The sequence below is a fragment of the Silvania hatchlandensis genome (assembly GCF_025564065.1).
GTDB lineage: Bacteria > Pseudomonadota > Gammaproteobacteria > Enterobacterales > Enterobacteriaceae > Enterobacter > Enterobacter hatchlandensis.
The window spans coordinates 63893-80335 of sequence record NZ_JAMGZK010000053.1 but is presented as its reverse complement, the minus strand read 5'-3'; the positions used below and the strand labels follow the sequence as shown (position 1 = coordinate 80335).

The window sequence follows — 16443 nt, the reverse complement described above, 5'->3', positions numbered from 1 at the left end:
GCCTGATGCTAACGGTAGAGCGGTTTTTCGGCTATCGGGAGCAGCAGCGTCGATTGCCAGTCTGCCAGCGTCAGCTGCGCCAGACTGGCGAGCGCGGCATAGAACGGATGGGCCGCGTTTTCCTGCAAAACGCTGAGGAAACGCGCGCTCCACGGCAGCAAATGCCAGGCCAGCAGTTGGTCGCGCTCGGCATCACGGCCAGTTTCTGCCAGCCAGGCTGCCAGCAGCAGCAGGGTACCAAAGTGATCTTCCGGCTCGTTCTGCGTCATCTCAAAAACAATGCCGTTGTCGCGCATCCAGTGGCGCAGCGCCAGAGTGGAATCGCCAAACAGCACGCTTTCGCGATCCAACCACACCGATCCCCACGGCGGGGCGGGCAGTGCCGAGGGGCCGATAAACAGCCGCTGCCAGGCGTCATTGAGCGGCTCAATGGCTGGCCGGGAAAAGGCCTCCGCGAGCGGATGCAGCGGCGCGTCAGGCAGCGGCCAGTCCCTGGTCCAGTCGCTGTGGGTTAATGCCGTGACCAGCGGTGCGGCCTGATCGCTGTCCGGCGCATAATAAAACAGCGCCCCTAACACCCGGGCGCTAAAAGCGAAAGAATCGCGTGAGCCTACATCATTCATTACAGCATTCCTTGAACGGCGCGGGTTGCCCCGCGCGACAGATTATCCGGCAATCGCCATACCGGTGGTCATGTGCAGACCGTAGAACACGCCACGGCCAATCAGCTCCCCGGCTACCACCAGCAACGTACCGAGGGCCAGCCCTTGCAGGGTCGGGACTTTGCGGCGCATCAGGGCGCATAGCCAGCAGCCCAGTCCGGCAGCCAGCAGTATGATACGCCAGACCTGCAGGGAACCATACTCCGGCACCAGGGTGTTAGCCTGCTGGACGGAACTGTGGATCGTCCCGAGAGAGTGGGTTTGCAGGACGACTGCCGCCACGCTTGCCACCAGCGCAACGACGGACACCCACGCCGCCACCCGCCCCTTAAACGGCGTTTTCGCTATGCGCATCAGCAGGGCGGCAAACAGCGGGCCGCCGAGCAGCATAGTCAGGAAGAAACTCAGCGTGGTGTAGCCATTGTGCCAGGTCGGGACCGTGTCTATCTGATACACACGGGTCATCGCCCAGACAAAGACCACCCCCAGCACCATACTCAGTACCAGCCAGATCTTGCCCAGCGCGGCGGGCATTTTGCCGAGCATCGCCACCAGCCACCAGAACCCGCCGACCGCGAAGAACAGTGACCCGGCGGCAATTTCGTTACTCAGCCCGGATTCCCCCACCCGATTGAGCGAGTTAAAGGCGCGCAGCGGCGAGCCAAGATGCAGCACCGAGGCAACAAACCCGATGCCCATCACCAGCCACAGGAAGAACATGCTGCGCACGATCCGCTGTCTGCCCCGGGCGTCGTTTTCACGCAACCAGGCGAAGCCCGCGACAATCAGTGCGCCTGCGACGCACTGTCCAAATACCGTAAAGATGACCAGCGGCCATTCATGCCATCCACTTCCCATCTCACACCTCCTTTGGATTGGCCAGATAGCCGGTGGTGTCACCCGTCGGTCGGCTGTTGGCATTGGGTTTAATCACGATACTCGGCTTGGTGAAGTGCGCCGACGGCAGCGGGGCCACGGCGGCGAGCTGACCGTGCTTCTTGCGCAGCGCGTCAATCGGGCCGAAGTCCAGCGCTCGCAGCGGGCAGGACTCGACGCAAATCGGTTTGTTGCCCTCTGCCACGCGATCATGGCAGCCATCGCACTTGGTCATATGGCCTTTGGCAGAGTTGTACTGCGGCGCGCCGTACGGGCAGGCCATGTGGCAGTAACGACAGCCAATACAGACCTCTTCGTTTACCACCACAAAACCGTCGTCACGTTTGTGCATCGCCCCGCTGGGGCAGACTTTGGTGCAGGCCGGATCTTCGCAGTGGTTGCAGGCAATCGACAGGTAATAGGCAAAGACGTTCTGGTGCCAGACGCCGTTATCCTCCTGCCAGTCGCCGCCCGCGTACTCGTAGATGCGGCGGAAGCTGACGTCCGGAGTCAGGTCCTTGTAATCCTTGCACGCCAGCTCGCAGGTTTTACACCCGGTGCAGCGGCTGGAATCAATAAAAAATCCATACTGAGTGGTCATCGGCTACTCCTTATGCCTTCTCGATTTGCACCAGATTGGTGTGCTGTGGGTTGCCCTTCGCCAGCGGGGAAGGTCGGTGGGTGGTCAGGGTATTGATGCAGGAACCATGATCGACGCGGTCGCCGGTCATGTCCGCCGTGTGCCACGCCCCCTGGCCCATGGCGCTGACGCCCGGCATGATGCGCGGAGTCACTTTCGCCGGAATACGCAGCTCGCCGCGGGCGTTGAACACTCGCACCATGTCGCCATGTTTAATTCCGCGCGAGGCGGCATCCACCGGGTTGAGCCACACTTCCTGACGGCAGGCGGCCTGCAGCACATCCACGTTGCCGTAGCTGGAGTGGGTGCGGGCCTTGTAGTGAAAACCGAACAGCTGCAGCGGGAACTGGCTGCGGTCAGGCGCATCCCAGCCTTCAAAAGTAGAGGCATACACCGGCAGCGGGCTGATGGTTTCGTCCTTCTCCAGCTCCCACTTATCCGCAATATCTGCGAGGCGACTCGAATAAATTTCGATTTTGCCGGACGGGGTTTTCAGCGGATGGGCCTGTGGGTCATCGCGGAATTTCTTATAGGCGACAAAATGCCCGTTCGGATCTTTGCGCTTGTAAATGCCCATCTCTTTGAGCGCCTCGTAAGAGGGAAGCTGCGGATCTTTGGCCACCATTTTGGCGTACAGATACTGCAGCCACTGTTCCTGAGTGCGGCCTTCGGTGAACTGCTGATGGATGTCCGGCCCAAGGCGTTTTGCCAGCTCGCTCATGATCCAGTAGATAGGTTTGCGTTCAAATTTAGGCGCGGTCACCGGCTGGAGGAAGATCAGGTAACCCATGTTGCCCGCGTAATCGTTAGGAATGATGTCTTCCTGTTCGACGGTCATTAAATCGGGCAGCAGCAGATCGGCATACTTCGCTGACGAGGTCATGAAGTTGTCGATCACCACGATCGTTTCGCACTGACTCTCGTCCTGCAGAATGTCGTGGGTTTTGTTGATGTCCGAGTGCTGGTTAATGATGGTGTTGCCCGCATAGTTCCAGATGAACTTGATCGGCACGTCAAGCTTCTCTTTGCCGCGCACGCCGTCGCGGGTGGCGGTCATTTCAGGGCCGCGGGCGATAGCGTCGGTCCAGCTAAAGCAGGAGATCTGCGTTTTGACCGGGTTGTCCGGCAGGGGCATGCGTTCGATGGTGATGGTATATGTTGATTCGCGCGCGCCGCTGTTGCCGCCGTTAATCCCGACGTTGCCGGTAAGGATTGGCAGCATCGCGATGGCACGCGAGGTCAGCTCGCCGTTGGCCTGACGCTGCGGACCCCAGCCCTGGCAGATATAGGCCGGTTTGGCTGTGCCGATTTCCCGCGCCAGCTTGATGATGCGATCGGCCGGGATGCCGGTCACGCGGGATGCCCACTCCGGCGTTTTGGCCGTGGCATCGTCGCCGAGACCCAGAATGTAGGCTTTGTAATGGCCGTTAGCCGGAGCGCCTTCCGGCAGGGTGGTTTCGTCATAGCCGACGCAGTATTTATCGAGGAACGGTTGATCGACCAGATTCTCCGCGATCAACACCCACGCGATGCCCGCCACCAGCGCGGCGTCGGTGCCGGGACGGATGGGGATCCACTCATCCTCCCGTCCGGCGGCGGTATCGGTATAACGCGGATCGATAACGATCATCCGCGCGTTCGAGCGTTCCCGCGCCTGTTCCAGATAGTAGGTTATCCCCCCGCCGCTCATGCGTGTTTCCGCCGGGTTATTGCCGAACATCACCACCAGCTTACTGTTTTCAATGTCGGAAGTGCTGTTACCGTCGTTGCTGCCGTAGGTGTAGGGCATGGCGCAGGCGATTTGGGCGGTGCTGTAGGTGCCGTAATGGCTAAGGAAGCCGCCGTAGCAGTTCATCAGCCGCGCCACCAGCGAGGCATATGGCGAGGAGCGGGTTATATTGCCACCGACGATGCCGGAGGAGTAGTTAATGTAGACCGCTTCGTTACCGTATTTCTCCACCACGCCTTTAAGGCTGGTGGCCAGGGTGTCTAAGGCTTCATCCCAGCTGATGCGGGCAAATTTGCCTTCACCGCGTTTGCCCACCCGTTTCATCGGGTAGTTCAGCCGGTCGGGATGGTTGATGCGCCGGCGAATGGAACGCCCGCGCAGGCAGGCGCGCACCTGATGATTGCCGTAGATATCGTCCCCGGTATTGTCCGTCTCGACCCAGTACACTTCATCGTCGCGCACGTGCAGACGCAGGGCGCAGCGGCTGCCGCAGTTGACCGAGCAGGCTCCCCAGACCACTTTATCGGCGGCGGGTTGCAGGTTTTTTTGCACTACAGCGGCGGCAGGACGTAATCCAAAGGGCAGTGACAGACCGCCTGCAGCCAGCGCAAGGGATCCAATGGCGGTAGATTTGACGAGGGTACGGCGGCTGATCCCGCCGCTATGTTCATTTTCTGACATGACTCACTCCATTACGTTCATCGTTGGTGAACACGTTTTAGCCGTGATTAGAAGCAGGCTAATGGAGAGTGAGTTTTACCTGGAAAGAGGTAGATAATATTAATTTATATCAAGGCGAAGGGCATTCCCCCGCGATGACGGGGGATAAAATTCACTGCGGTTCAGTTGGCGCCTTGCCCTGCGAGGCCGCGCCGCTGACCGGATAGTTGCCGCTGCTGGTACGGGTATAGAGGATTTTAAAGGTGTCATTGGCGCAGTGGCCCACCACCTGAGCATCGGGTTGATCGGCCTGATCGTTCGGTACAATGTTCAGCGTAAAGCCGGACTCCGGCACGCCGTTGTTGATAATCCGCTGCTGAATGTCGCTCTTGATCCGCTCGCAAGTATCCGGTGCCGCCAGCGCGGCAGGGGCAATGACCGCCAGCAAAAGTGCAGTAATCCAGGGTAACCTTTTCATCTCTGCCTCCTTACGACTGTGTGTGACTATAATTTTAGCAGGGTTAATATAAAGGACTGTATTTGCTAATATGATTGAGAATTATCTTCCTTTTTCGGTAAGCCATGTGAATAAACACGCCGTCATTGTTGTGCTGGCAGGTCTGCTGGCGGGGTGTGACAACACCACCGCGCCGCTGTCGTTTACGCCAGAAATGGCGAGCTTTTCCAATGAGTTCGATTTTGATCCCCTGCGCGGGCCGGTGAAGGATTTTAGCCAGACCCTGTTTAACGAGAAAGGGGACGTGGCGAAGCGCGTCAGCGGAAGTCTGTCGACCGAAGGCTGCTTCGATAGCCTTGAGTTACATGACCTGGAGTCGAACTCGGGTATCGCGCTGGTGCTGGACGCTAACTACTATCTGGATGCCGAAACCCGGCAGAAAAAGCTGCGCCTGCAGGGTAAATGCCAGTTGGCGGAGATGGCCGCGTCGGGTCTGTCGTGGGATACCGATGACAACGGCTTTATCGTCAGCGCGCACGGAAAAAATATACAGGTGAGCTACCGCTACGATGCTGACGGCTACCCGCTGGGCAAAACCAGCGTTTTAGGCGATCAGCATCTGTCGATTGCAGCCACGCCGTCAGTCGATAAGCGCAAACGCATGGATTACACCGCCGTCAGTGTGCTGAATGAAAAACCACTGGGCAGTGTGAAACAGACCTGTGATTACGACAGTCATGACAACCCGGTGAAGTGCGAGCTGCTGATCGTGGATGAGAGCGTGAAGCCGGCGGTGGAGCGGAAGTACACCATCGAAAACAGTATTGAATACTACTAACAACCGCGCAGCGGGCTGCGCGGTCAGAGTTCAAGGCGATCAGGGAGCAACCGTGCGGCCCGTGCGGCGATCGAGACAGCGCAGGGTGTTAGGTTCCCAGTAGGCATTCACGTTGGCGCTTTGCTGGCACTTATCGCGGACATCAAAAGCCACATCGTCTTTATCCCACTCTTTCTCCACGCGGGTATTCACCTTATTGCGCAGACTGCGGGTGTCATTCCATTGTTCTTTTTCCATGGCCGCGTTCTGACGGCTCTGGGCGCTGTCGCCGGACTCAATCACCAGTTTGCTGGTATTCGCCAGTACCGGGGCGGTAATGACCATGCTTCCCAGCGTCAGCATCGCCGCCAGGCACAGGCGGGTGCGCACTGTACTCATAACAATCTCCTTTTTGAGTGGAGGACAAATAAATGACCTGTCGCCCATTCTACGCCATTCCGTTTGTCAGGCATATCCGCAGACGCGCCAGGGAAATGTTTCGGGCAGATTCGGGTATCATACCTGAACCTGTCCTCACTCAATGTTAAATATGCTTAAAACAACTCTGCTGTTTTTTGCCACCGCGCTTTGCGAAATCGTCGGTTGCTTTTTGCCGTGGCTGTGGCTCAAGAAGGGCGCATCCGTTCTGCTGCTGGTTCCCGCCGGGGTGGCGCTGGCCCTGTTTGTCTGGCTGTTAACCCTGCATCCGGCGGCGAGCGGCCGCGTTTATGCCGCGTACGGCGGGGTGTACGTCTGCACGGCGCTGCTGTGGTTGCGCGTGGTTGATGGCGTCAAATTAAGCCTGTACGACTGGGCGGGCGCTGCGGTGGCGTTGTGCGGAATGTTAATCATCGTGGCAGGCTGGGGGCGCGCATGAGCGCCTCATTCTGTGATCCGGTATATATTTTTTGATCATCATACTTGTATGGTAGTAGGGTAATTGCGTAAGTTTCCTGCATCACAGCAAAAGATGTAAGGAACCGGAAAATGAAAATTGTAGGGGCTGAAGTTTTTGTAACCTGTCCAGGGCGCAACTTTGTCACACTGAAAATCACCACCGACGAGGGAATTGTCGGCCTGGGGGATGCCACCTTAAACGGTCGCGAACTGTCCGTTGCCTCGTATCTGAAAGATCATCTCTGCCCGCAGCTCATTGGCCGCGATGCCCACCGTATCGAAGATATTTGGCAGTTTTTCTATAAAGGCGCCTACTGGCGTCGTGGCCCGGTCACCATGTCGGCGATCTCCGCCATCGACATGGCACTGTGGGATATCAAAGCAAAAGCCGCGAATATGCCGCTGTATCAGCTGCTGGGGGGCGCATCCCGTGAAGGGGTGATGGTTTATTGCCACACCACCGGCCACACCATCGACGACGTGCTGGAAGATTACGCCCGTCATAAAGAGATGGGATTCAAGGCGATCCGCGTTCAGTGCGGCGTACCGGGAATGAAAACCACCTACGGCATGTCTAAAGGAAAAGGGCTGGCGTACGAACCCGCGACCAAAGGCAACTGGCCGGATGAACAGCTGTGGTCAACCGAAAAGTACCTCGATTTTACCCCGAAATTGTTTGACGCCGTGCGTAACAAGTATGGCTTTAATGAACATCTCCTGCATGACATGCACCACCGCCTGACGCCGATTGAAGCTGCGCGCTTCGGCAAAAGCATCGAGCAGTACCGCATGTTCTGGATGGAAGACCCCACCCCGGCAGAAAACCAGGAGTGCTTCCGCCTGATCCGTCAGCACACGGTAACGCCGATTGCGGTAGGGGAAGTGTTCAATAGCATCTGGGATTGCAAACAGCTGATTGAAGAGCAGCTGATCGACTATATCCGCACCACCATTACCCATGCGGGGGGGATCACCGGGATGCGTCGGATTGCTGACTTCGCCTCGCTGTATCAGGTGCGTACCGGCTCTCACGGTCCGTCGGATCTCTCCCCAATTTGCCACGCGGCAGCGCTGCACTTTGACCTGTGGGTGCCGAACTTTGGCGTGCAGGAGTACATGGGCTATTCCGAGCAGATGCTGGAAGTCTTCCACACCAACTGGACCTTTGACGACGGCTACATGCACCCGGGCGAGAAGCCAGGGCTGGGCATCGAATTTGATGAAAAACTGGCTGCGAAATATCCCTACGACCCTGCGTATCTGCCGGTGGCCCGTCTGGAAGACGGCACCCTGTGGAACTGGTAACGGAGCAGAAAATGAAAAGTATCGTTGTTCAACAACCGAATGCGCTGGTGATCGAAGATCGCCCGCTGCCAGTGCCCGCCGCGGGCGAGGTGCGCGTCAAAGTCAAACTGGCCGGGATTTGCGGCTCCGACAGCCACATTTATCGCGGGCACAACCCGTTCGCCAAATACCCACGGGTGATCGGCCATGAGTTCTTTGGCGTGATCGATGCGGTCGGCGAGGGCGTGGATAGCGTCCGTCTGGGCCAGCGCGTCTCGGTGGATCCGGTGATCAGCTGCGGCCATTGCTATCAGTGCTCGGTGGGCAAACCGAACGTCTGCGCCTCGCTGGTGGTGCTGGGCGTGCACCGTGATGGCGGCTTCAGCGAATACGCTGCGGTACCGGCTAAAAATGCGAAGGTCATTCCGGATGCCATCAGCGACAAGCACGCAGTGATGGTCGAGCCCTTCACCATTGCCGCCAACGTCACCGGACACGTTAACCCAACCGAGCAGGACGTAGCCCTGGTTTACGGTGCGGGCCCGATGGGGCTGGTAACGGTGCAGGCGCTGAAAGGTGTTTATAAGGTCAAGCAGGTGATTGTGGTCGACCGCATTGAAGAGCGTCTGGCGATGGCCCAGCGCAGCGGCGCGGACTGGGTAATCAACAATGGCAACCAGTCTCTGCAGGCGGTGCTGGATGAGAAGGGCATTAAGCCGACCCTGATTGTCGATGCAGCCTGCCATCCAACCATTCTGCAGGAGGCGATTACCCTGGCGTCCCCAGGCGCACGCATCGTGCTGATGGGCTTCTCCAGCGAACCGAGCCAGATCGTGCAGCAGGGCATCACCGGCAAAGAGCTGTCGATTTTCTCGTCACGACTGAATGCCAATAAATTCCCGGTGGTTATCGACTGGCTGGAGAAAGGGCTGATCGACCCGGACAAACTCATTACCCATACCTTTGATTATAAAGATGTTAAAGACGCAATTGAACTGTTCGAAAAAGACCAGCGGCAGTGCTGCAAGGTGTTACTGACGTTCTCTTAATAACAATGAATGCGGTTTAGCGGTACGCATCTTACCCTGTTGAGATAGCCAATATGACTCAAGTACAACATGAAAGAAGCACATCTGACCTGGTCAAAGCCGCCGTATCGGGGTGGCTTGGCACCGCGTTAGAATTTATGGATTTTCAGTGCTATAGGTCTTATGCGGTTGATGCATAAGAAATTTAAGCCACTTCCTTATTGCCGTGGGGCATGGATGGGGCAAACTCACTCAGTTTTGAACTCAGCATCGCTATCTGCTCGACGTTATTTTCCTCCATCCACTTCCCGTAAACCTGAAAAACCATCTGAGCATCGGCATGCCCCATCTGGTTGGCAATGAAGTTCGGATTGGCCCCGGCCGTGAGTGACCAGCATGCATAAGTGTGTCTCGACTGATACGACTTCCTGTGTCGCAACCCCGCGCGCTTCATTGCCACGTCCCATGTCTGACCGATGGAGTTAATGGAATAGTGCGTTCCAAACCCCCGGGTTCTGGACGTCAGCGCAGGAAGAAAAACGAAAGTGCATTTCTGGTGCTCTTTCTTTCCATATTCCCTGAGCTGAACGGGCACGTTGTTCTCCTGGGCGAGGCGGGTCATCTCTGCCTGGCTTTTCAGTGCGTCCAGTGCGGGGCTGATCAGATGCACGACCCGGTTGGTACCGGCGTTTGTTTTTGGCAGCGTGAATTTGCCTTTTTGCGTAAGGCTTCTTCTCACTGTCAGCGTGCCTTTCTTCAGGTCAATATCTTCCCATGCCAGGCCGCAGAGTTCTCCCGGGCGCAGGCCGGTGTATACGGCGATGGCCCACAGGTTTTTACTCTGCTGGTGATGGCATGCGTCAATAAGCCGCGGGAATTCGTCTCTGGTAATCGGATCAGGTTCAGGTCTCGATTCACGCAGGGGCGATACGCCCGTCATAGGAGACTGGGCTAAATACCCATTTTCAACGGCAAACTGGAACAGCCCGAACATAACGGTCATATAGTTGTTGACCGTCACTGCCGATCGGCCCCTCTTCACGCTCCGGTGCCCCTTCTTCATTACGTGAAAGCCGGTCAGCAGTTCTTTGCGCACCTCAAGAATTTTCTCTTTCGATATGGATGACAGCAGCGCCCCCGCGCCGATAATTGCCATCACATTCGACGTAACCCTTCTGTAGGTGTTCAGTGAAGATTCAGCTACCTCCATTTCTTTCAGGTCCAGCCACTTCGCACACAGCCCGCCAATCGTGATCTCCTGGCTAACCTCACCAAATTTGGCGAGGTTAGGGGAGTCGGGGAACTGCGCGGGATAGCTGAAATTACCGGTTTTGATTGCGTAGCAGATCGATGTCCTCAGTTCGCCGGCTACCTTTCTGTTTTTGGGGGTGTCGGGCACCCCCAGACTTTCACGCACTCTGACCCCTCTGTAGATAAACCATAGCCGCAGCGTGCCGCCGTGGTTTTCTACACCTGTTGGGTATTTCATAACGATTCCTCGTTTGGTTAGTGGTCAGAGTATTTAAGCAGCTTTGCCGCTCTATTTCGCAGCTGTTTTACGGCTCGGCCTGGCCGGTGCCTGGCGTTCGATCCAGCGATCGATAGCTTTGATGTTGTAGAAGCACGGGCTGTTATCAAACGGATTACCGTCTGCAGCAACATGCTTATACTCCCGCCCCTCGAGAAAAGTCGTCCTGCGAGCGTTCTTTAATGTTCCTTCTTTCAAGCCCTTAAGGGCCATAATCTGAGATTCTGATACCCACTCACCAGGATCCGCGACCATGTAAATTACTTCTGCCATTTCATTCTCCACGCCCCTGGTGGGGCATCGTGATATTTCAATATCAGGCGACCTGACCGGGCAGGGCGCGCAGACGGCGCATGCCGGTCATCGCGGTGGCCACGTAGCTCGCCTTACGGTTAACCACTTCCACCCAGACCTTCACCCCTTCAACTCTCACGGTGTACGTCTCTTTCATCTTGCTGCGACCGTAATCGCCGTAACGCTCCTGATGGGCCGCCAGCGCGAGCTCGCATGCCTGGCGCGCCAGAGGGGATTGCTTGCTGCGGTTAATTAGTTTCATGTTCGGCTCCTTCGATACGGCGAAAGGTGATTACCCAGACCCACGGGTTGGCCTGCCAGCTTTCCTCGCCGTAAATTGATTGCCAAAGACGCTGGAAAGCAACCTTAGCTGTAGCGAAGTCACCGGCTGGTGTCAGGTATGTATCGGGATAATCAGGCAGCAAATCGCCTGCTGGTGGGACTCCCTCCGCCCGCGCATCCTCTTCGCTGATGCTGTTCAGCCGCTCGACCCGCACATCGGAGATCTCCAGCAGGATGCGGCTTGCCCAGCGCGGCATGTGGATGGATGGGGTCCAGCGGATATCCTCAGCCCGCGGCACGTTCTCGTAATGCGAAGGCACATGCGCAGGGTAGTTCGCCCGGTAGAGCTTCAGATCCGGTGCCCCGGCACCTGCTTCCGCCCACGTTTCCCGCACCCAGATGCGATCGCCTACGTCACCGAAGCGGCAGGCGTTTCCAACCACCCCACCCCAGCCGCCTTTACCGTTCTGCATTTCTTCTTCGATGTGCAGCATTGTTTTGAATACGTTGCTTGGCCACCAGTGACCGCCGCGAGGGCACACCTCAGGCTGCGGCTTCATGATCCGCCGGGTCTGCGTCTTCCGGCCATCGAGCAGCGCCCGCACCATCTCTTCGTTGAAAATCATTCCGCGCTCAATCATTCCAGGCCTCCAGCTCGTTCTGAATCTCTTCGTCGATAGCTTCATTGCTGGCAAACGCATCAAGGATGGTCTTTGCCTCTTTGCGATATTGCTCCCGGCGTTCGTCGTACCAGCTGGAGAACTCAGGCGACCAACCCTTAATACCAAAATCGGTGCGGGCATTGTCTTCGGCCATTTGCTCAACCATGCAGTCGGCTGTTATCAGGGCACACTCGCGGATGTATCCGCGCAGATGGTGCTTACGCCAACAAAGACTGAATTTCGAATCGCAACGGCCCTTGAACTCAACTTGCCAGCGGCGGATGCAGCGTGCTTTTAGTGATTTGCTCATGTCGTTACCGGGAGGGCGAACCCTCCCGCCTCCCTTAGGCCACGTATTCCGGTTTCATATCTGCCAGGGTGATGCTGAACTTATCGTGCAGCTCGTCGCCCATATGTCGTTTTGCCGCCGCCAGTACGCGCTCGGCATCCGCGAATTGCTCAGCTGCGCCCGGCTCGCCCGGATTCGGCAGGGAGTTGATCGCCGCTTCAACGGCATTGCGGTGCTTCACCAGGTGATAGCGGCGCGTCGCCTTGTTCTTCAGCTCGGTGAAGAGGGTGGTTCCGAGAGCAGCCTTTGACTCGTTAATCTCATTGCCGACGGCGGTGGCGGTTTCCAGAGTTTCAGCAGCCTCAATGCGATCCCGGAAATCATCGGCCAGGCCATCGATATTGGCGGCCGATTCCTGTGCGCTATGGGTGGTTGTTACGTTGTCACCAGAGATATTGGCCAGGCTTACGCGCTGTGGCGCCGGGTTGATCTCCTTCTCGGTGCGTGGTTCAACTTCATCCGGGCTGTAAACGCCGAGAATGACCTCAGGGCAATAGAGGCGCGCCCAGTACTTCACCGCAAGATAGGCGATCTGCTGCTTGGGTGCCGTTTTCCACAGTGGGGAGTTGCGGGTGGTGATATCAGCCAGGTAGATGTTCTCACCCCAGGTAATATCGGTTTCGCCGCGAAGCACCGCGCCAACGCGGATAAACAGGCCCAGCTCATTGCGATCGCCTTTTGCTCCGGCAATCCTTTCCCAGTCACCGCCGTATTCGTAATGGAAGCGGCCGACGATGGCGCTGGAGCTGGAAATCACGGCATTCACCAGCTGTGCTTCGTAGCCCAGCACACCGTTGACCAGATGCGTTTTCTGCGCGACGGCGTAAGGGTTCATGCCCCACTGCATAGCCTGCATGACGATCGCCATGCAATCGGCTGGTTTCCCCATCAGATGCTTGGGAACAGTGACAGCAGACTGTGCCATCAGCTCAGCGAAGGAACTCAGCTGACCCAGAGCCTGCACGTTGAATACGGCGTTGCTGGCTGAAATGGTGTTCGGAGTCTGGTCAGCCACGGTTACGTTGGTGTTTTGCATAGTCATCTTCTCCATTAAGCCAGGCGCAGCGCTTCAAGGCGGCGCAGGTCGAAGTCGTTCAGTTCGTCGGTATAATCGTCGGTGATTGGCGCTGGCCACTCGCCAGTGTCGAACGCGTTACCGATACGGTTCATCGTCTGGCGATATTCCAGCATCCCCAGCTCGATGAGTTCTTCGCTGGCTTCGACGATGGCGATCCAGTGGTAGCCAGGGTCTTTGTTGACGAAAACCCAGAAGAACTGGTCCAGCGCTGCGGTGTTCATGTACATGGCCGCGCTGAGGTGATAATCGCGGTCGATGATTTCGCGGTGCAGGCGGGCGCGCAGGCCGGTCTGCTTCACGTTCCACATGCTGATGGTTTTCAGGTCGGCCCCGATACGCACAGCCTCGATGTCGATCTCCAGATCCGGGCGAACGCGGATTTCAAGCCCGGTCTCTTCATCGATACCGAAGTAGCTCGTTTCAACAGCGCGATCAGGGTGCAGCAACAGCTTCCCGGCGGTCGGATGCGAGAGCAGTGCTTTCTGAATGGCCAGCGCCGTTTCCATCTGCTGGTGGGTAACCAGAATTTTGTCGTCTGGGTTCTCACGCCACGCATCCAGCAGTTCGTCAGCGAATACCGCATCCGGGTTAACCGACTTCACCGCCTGAATCAGATCCGCTTTGGTGCCGGACACTTTCAGCGGCGCAGGTTTCTGCGCTTCCTGTGCGACCAGGTCAGGGTTGATGATTGCCAGCTGCTCGAGCAGAGCGTCACGGCTGCCGCTGGTTTTCACCTGTGCGGGCAGGGTGGCGTTGTACTCTTTGATGCAGGCCTTCATTGCGACAGCGGTCTGCTTCTGGTCTGCCTCGATACGCTGATATTCCGCCGGCAGCATCATGTAGCTCTGCGCTGTTTCATCCAGGCTTCCGCCCATCGGCACCTGTGCGGGCAGGGTGGCGTTGTGCTGCTCGAGCAGCGCTTTGATATCGTCAGCGCTCAGCAGGGCTGGCAGGCTGGCGTTATGCTCGTCGATAAAGGCGCGGATAGTCGCCGCCGTAGTGAAGGCCCCTTCCGGGATTACCGGCTCAACGCTGAATTCCTCATCAAGGTTTTCAGGCTGCAGCGCAAGGCCGTGAACCAGGTTGCCCATATCCAGCACTTTTGAACCTTCGCGAGGAATGGTCTTAGCAACGTGGCGCGCGTTGAAATACATCAGGCTTACACGGGCATCTTTCACCTGGGTGCTGCTGATCCCGTTGGCGCCGTGATACACGTTGTTCGGCAGACCCTCATAGCGGCCCGGTTCAAAGTAAGCCGGATATTCCGGGGCCGGTTCCTGCGGCATCAGTTCGCCTTCCAGCGCTGCTGTCTCGGCTTGCGCTTGGGTGGCATTAGCCAGTTCCGGCGCGGCAGCGGCCAGCACCTCAGCCGGATTCAGGGCAACTGTTTGCGGATCAACTGCATCAACGCTTTCGCCTGGTGGTACCGCGTTACCAGCTTCTCCTTCCGCCGGGTTAGTCTCTTCCATCTGCACATCGCTGGTGGTCTCCTCTTTTGATGGTGAACGGTCATCTGTTTTTTGCTGCTGTTCGCCCATAAGGCCTTCGATGGAGAACACGCCGCCGCCGAGGCTGGCGACCTGTGGCTGGCTGGATACCGTAGATTCTTCCACTTTGGTCTGGCGGCTAGCGCGAGGATCTTCATCCCATTCCGGATAGCCTTTTGAGCGCTCGCCATTTTCATAGATGCCGTTCGCGGTGAACCATTCACGAACCTGCTTACGCAGTTCGACTGTGGTTTTTTCTACGCTCCATGGGATTGCACGGGTGACACCAAAAATACTGTCAGCGTTGTAATCGAAACTGTCCGATGTTTTGTCGAGCACCTTGAGAGCCCTGGCATGGGTTTCATCTTTTTTATCAGCCAGTTCTTTTGCGGCCACCAGTTGCGCACGGTTAATTTTCCCGGGTACAGCATCCGGGTACAGCAGGGCGATCGCGATCTCGATGCTCAGGTTCGCCATGTTCTGCGCGACGGCGCGCTTATACGGTTCGGAAGGTTGTGGCTCTACGGACTTCTGGTCTTTTGGGATGCCAACACCCTCTATGCGATTGCTGGCGACCCATTCGCGCGTCAGGGTTTCATGTTCACTGGAATCAGTAGCCAACCAGGCCTTTGTGAACTGCAGCAGCAACGACAGCCCATGGCGTTTTCCCATGCTGAAAACTTCGCGAATAGCCTTGGTGTAACGCCAAAGGTCCTTGGTATCAAAGGCCTTCACCTCAGGGCTGCTTTCAGCTGCAAGCAGGAGATCTTGGACATAGGCGTTGTTGGTATCCATTTCCAGCTCGTGTAACTCGGCATGTTCGCCGCGGGTTACATGATGGCGCAGTTCGTCGACTGTCAGTTGTGCCAGGAGCTGTTTACGGAACGGCAGTTTGCATACCGCATAACGAGTAAACTCATCACCGCTTTTGAGGACCCTCAGGCCATTCTCATACCAGTAATCAGGCTCATTCTTGGCCGGGAGCTTTCCACTCTTCCAGTCCTCAACCAACTGATTACGATCGCCTGCTTCGGCTTTAATCCAGCTCGACATGAAGGCGGCCAGCAGCGCGGATTCGTGCTGCGCACCCTGCGGGAACACATCTTTGATTGCCTGCACCAATTTCCACTCAGCATGCCCGGTCAGCTCGCTCATATCAGGAACGTCATTCTTGGCCTGCAGCAGGTTCTGGAGGTAAACATTGCCCTCGTCCAGCGCCATTTCGCTGGCAACCATCTGCTGCTCTTTGCTGATCTCGGAATGGTATTTGTCGCCCAGCAGATAGACGGCGAAGCGGACAGCAGGAGTGCGGCCTTCAACCGGAACAGTGGTGGCGGCTTCCGGCGTATCAACGGTAGTTTCCGGCTTGGCAGGGAGATTCGCATCATTGGTGGTGCTTGCCGTATCGAGGTTGGTCTCGCCCTCTGTCGCGGCGCCGGGGATCACATCCCATGTGTGCTGGTCTTCGGCCAGTTCGTAGCGCTCGCACCAGGTTAAATCGACGGTGTTTTCTTCCGGCAGGTCATTGAACACCGGGAAATCAGTACGGACAGGTTTGGCATAGTCCTTACCACGGCCTGTTTCGATGCCTGCATCTTCCAGCGCGACATCAAGCTGCAGCGCAGCGCGTGATGCGGTATTAGCGGAGAGCCACACTACGGCATCTTGCTTACCGGATTTCTGAGTGGCCTTGACCACATAAAAGAATTCCAT

Annotated in this window: 17 protein-coding genes; 4 read left to right on the top strand and 13 right to left on the bottom strand. The window is 57.1% G+C overall.

Annotation, left to right across the window (positions count from 1 at the left end):
• Nucleotides 1-8: 8 nt before the first annotated feature.
• From dmsD to M8014_RS17540, 5 genes are all read right to left on the bottom strand, one after another.
• On the bottom strand, nt 9-623 hold the full coding sequence (dmsD, locus tag M8014_RS17560; protein ID WP_271283673.1) for a Tat proofreading chaperone DmsD: 615 nt from the start codon (nt 621-623) through the stop codon (nt 9-11).
• 42 nt (nt 624-665) lie between these two features.
• Entirely contained in the window at nt 666-1520 is an 855-nt protein-coding gene (locus tag M8014_RS17555; RefSeq protein ID WP_271283672.1) for a dimethyl sulfoxide reductase anchor subunit family protein, read from the bottom strand.
• Nucleotide 1521: 1 nt separating this feature from the next.
• Entirely contained in the window at nt 1522-2139 is a 618-nt protein-coding gene (locus M8014_RS17550) for a DMSO/selenate family reductase complex B subunit (RefSeq protein ID WP_271282069.1), read from the bottom strand.
• Between the two features lie 10 nt (nt 2140-2149).
• Entirely contained in the window at nt 2150-4588 is a 2439-nt protein-coding gene (ynfE, locus tag M8014_RS17545) for a selenate/tellurate reductase subunit YnfE (RefSeq protein ID WP_271283671.1), read from the bottom strand.
• 151 nt (nt 4589-4739) lie between these two features.
• Nucleotides 4740-5045 (bottom strand): DUF1161 domain-containing protein, encoded by a 306-nt coding sequence (locus M8014_RS17540; protein ID WP_271283670.1) that lies wholly within the window; start codon nt 5043-5045, stop codon nt 4740-4742.
• A gap of 106 nt (nt 5046-5151) precedes the next feature.
• Here M8014_RS17540 and M8014_RS17535 point away from each other — a divergent pair, with 106 nt between their 5' ends.
• The gene (locus tag M8014_RS17535) at nt 5152-5862 is read left to right on the top strand and encodes a YnfC family lipoprotein (protein ID WP_271283669.1); all 711 of its coding nucleotides are present in this window, start codon (nt 5152-5154) and stop codon (nt 5860-5862) included.
• A gap of 39 nt (nt 5863-5901) precedes the next feature.
• On the opposite strand, the gene M8014_RS17530 is transcribed toward M8014_RS17535, so the two are convergent.
• Nucleotides 5902-6240 carry a DUF1283 family protein gene (locus tag M8014_RS17530; RefSeq protein ID WP_271283668.1) on the bottom strand — a complete coding sequence of 113 codons (339 nt, stop codon included), beginning with the start codon at nt 6238-6240 and terminating at the stop codon, nt 5902-5904.
• A 151-nt stretch (nt 6241-6391) separates the two neighbouring features.
• Here M8014_RS17530 and M8014_RS17525 point away from each other — a divergent pair, with 151 nt between their 5' ends.
• The 3 genes from M8014_RS17525 to M8014_RS17515 all read left to right on the top strand — a co-directional run bounded on the left by M8014_RS17525 (nt 6392) and on the right by M8014_RS17515 (nt 9071).
• Complete coding sequence (locus M8014_RS17525) at nt 6392-6718, top strand: YnfA family protein (protein ID WP_271283667.1); 327 nt, start codon at nt 6392-6394, stop codon at nt 6716-6718.
• 110 nt (nt 6719-6828) lie between these two features.
• Nucleotides 6829-8043, top strand: a complete 1215-nt coding sequence (manD, locus tag M8014_RS17520) for a D-mannonate dehydratase ManD (protein ID WP_271283666.1) — start codon at nt 6829-6831, stop codon at nt 8041-8043.
• Nucleotides 8044-8054: 11 nt separating this feature from the next.
• Nucleotides 8055-9071, top strand: a complete 1017-nt coding sequence (locus M8014_RS17515) for a Zn-dependent oxidoreductase (protein ID WP_271283665.1) — start codon at nt 8055-8057, stop codon at nt 9069-9071.
• Nucleotides 9072-9255: 184 nt separating this feature from the next.
• On the opposite strand, the gene M8014_RS17510 is transcribed toward M8014_RS17515, so the two are convergent.
• Genes M8014_RS17510 through M8014_RS17480 form a run of 7 tightly spaced genes read right to left on the bottom strand, consistent with a single transcriptional unit; the run spans nt 9256 to nt 16443 of the window.
• On the bottom strand, nt 9256-10539 hold the full coding sequence (locus M8014_RS17510; protein WP_271283664.1) for a tyrosine-type recombinase/integrase: 1284 nt from the start codon (nt 10537-10539) through the stop codon (nt 9256-9258).
• 51 nt (nt 10540-10590) lie between these two features.
• Nucleotides 10591-10851 carry an excisionase family protein gene (locus tag M8014_RS17505; RefSeq protein ID WP_271283663.1) on the bottom strand — a complete coding sequence of 87 codons (261 nt, stop codon included), beginning with the start codon at nt 10849-10851 and terminating at the stop codon, nt 10591-10593.
• Between the two features lie 43 nt (nt 10852-10894).
• Nucleotides 10895-11134, bottom strand: coding sequence for a DUF4060 family protein (locus M8014_RS17500; RefSeq protein ID WP_271283662.1), 240 nt, complete (start codon nt 11132-11134; stop codon nt 10895-10897).
• Nucleotides 11121-11795 carry an ASCH domain-containing protein gene (locus tag M8014_RS17495; RefSeq protein WP_271283661.1) on the bottom strand — a complete coding sequence of 225 codons (675 nt, stop codon included), beginning with the start codon at nt 11793-11795 and terminating at the stop codon, nt 11121-11123. Before M8014_RS17495 ends, M8014_RS17500 begins: the two co-directional genes overlap by 14 nt.
• Complete coding sequence (locus M8014_RS17490; protein ID WP_271283660.1) at nt 11788-12126, bottom strand: hypothetical protein; 339 nt, start codon at nt 12124-12126, stop codon at nt 11788-11790. Before M8014_RS17490 ends, M8014_RS17495 begins: the two co-directional genes overlap by 8 nt.
• A 34-nt stretch (nt 12127-12160) precedes the next feature.
• The gene (locus tag M8014_RS17485) at nt 12161-13201 is read right to left on the bottom strand and encodes a RecT family recombinase (RefSeq protein ID WP_271283659.1); all 1041 of its coding nucleotides are present in this window, start codon (nt 13199-13201) and stop codon (nt 12161-12163) included.
• 14 nt (nt 13202-13215) lie between these two features.
• The gene (locus M8014_RS17480) at nt 13216-16443 is read right to left on the bottom strand and encodes a RecE family exodeoxyribonuclease (protein WP_271283658.1); all 3228 of its coding nucleotides are present in this window, start codon (nt 16441-16443) and stop codon (nt 13216-13218) included.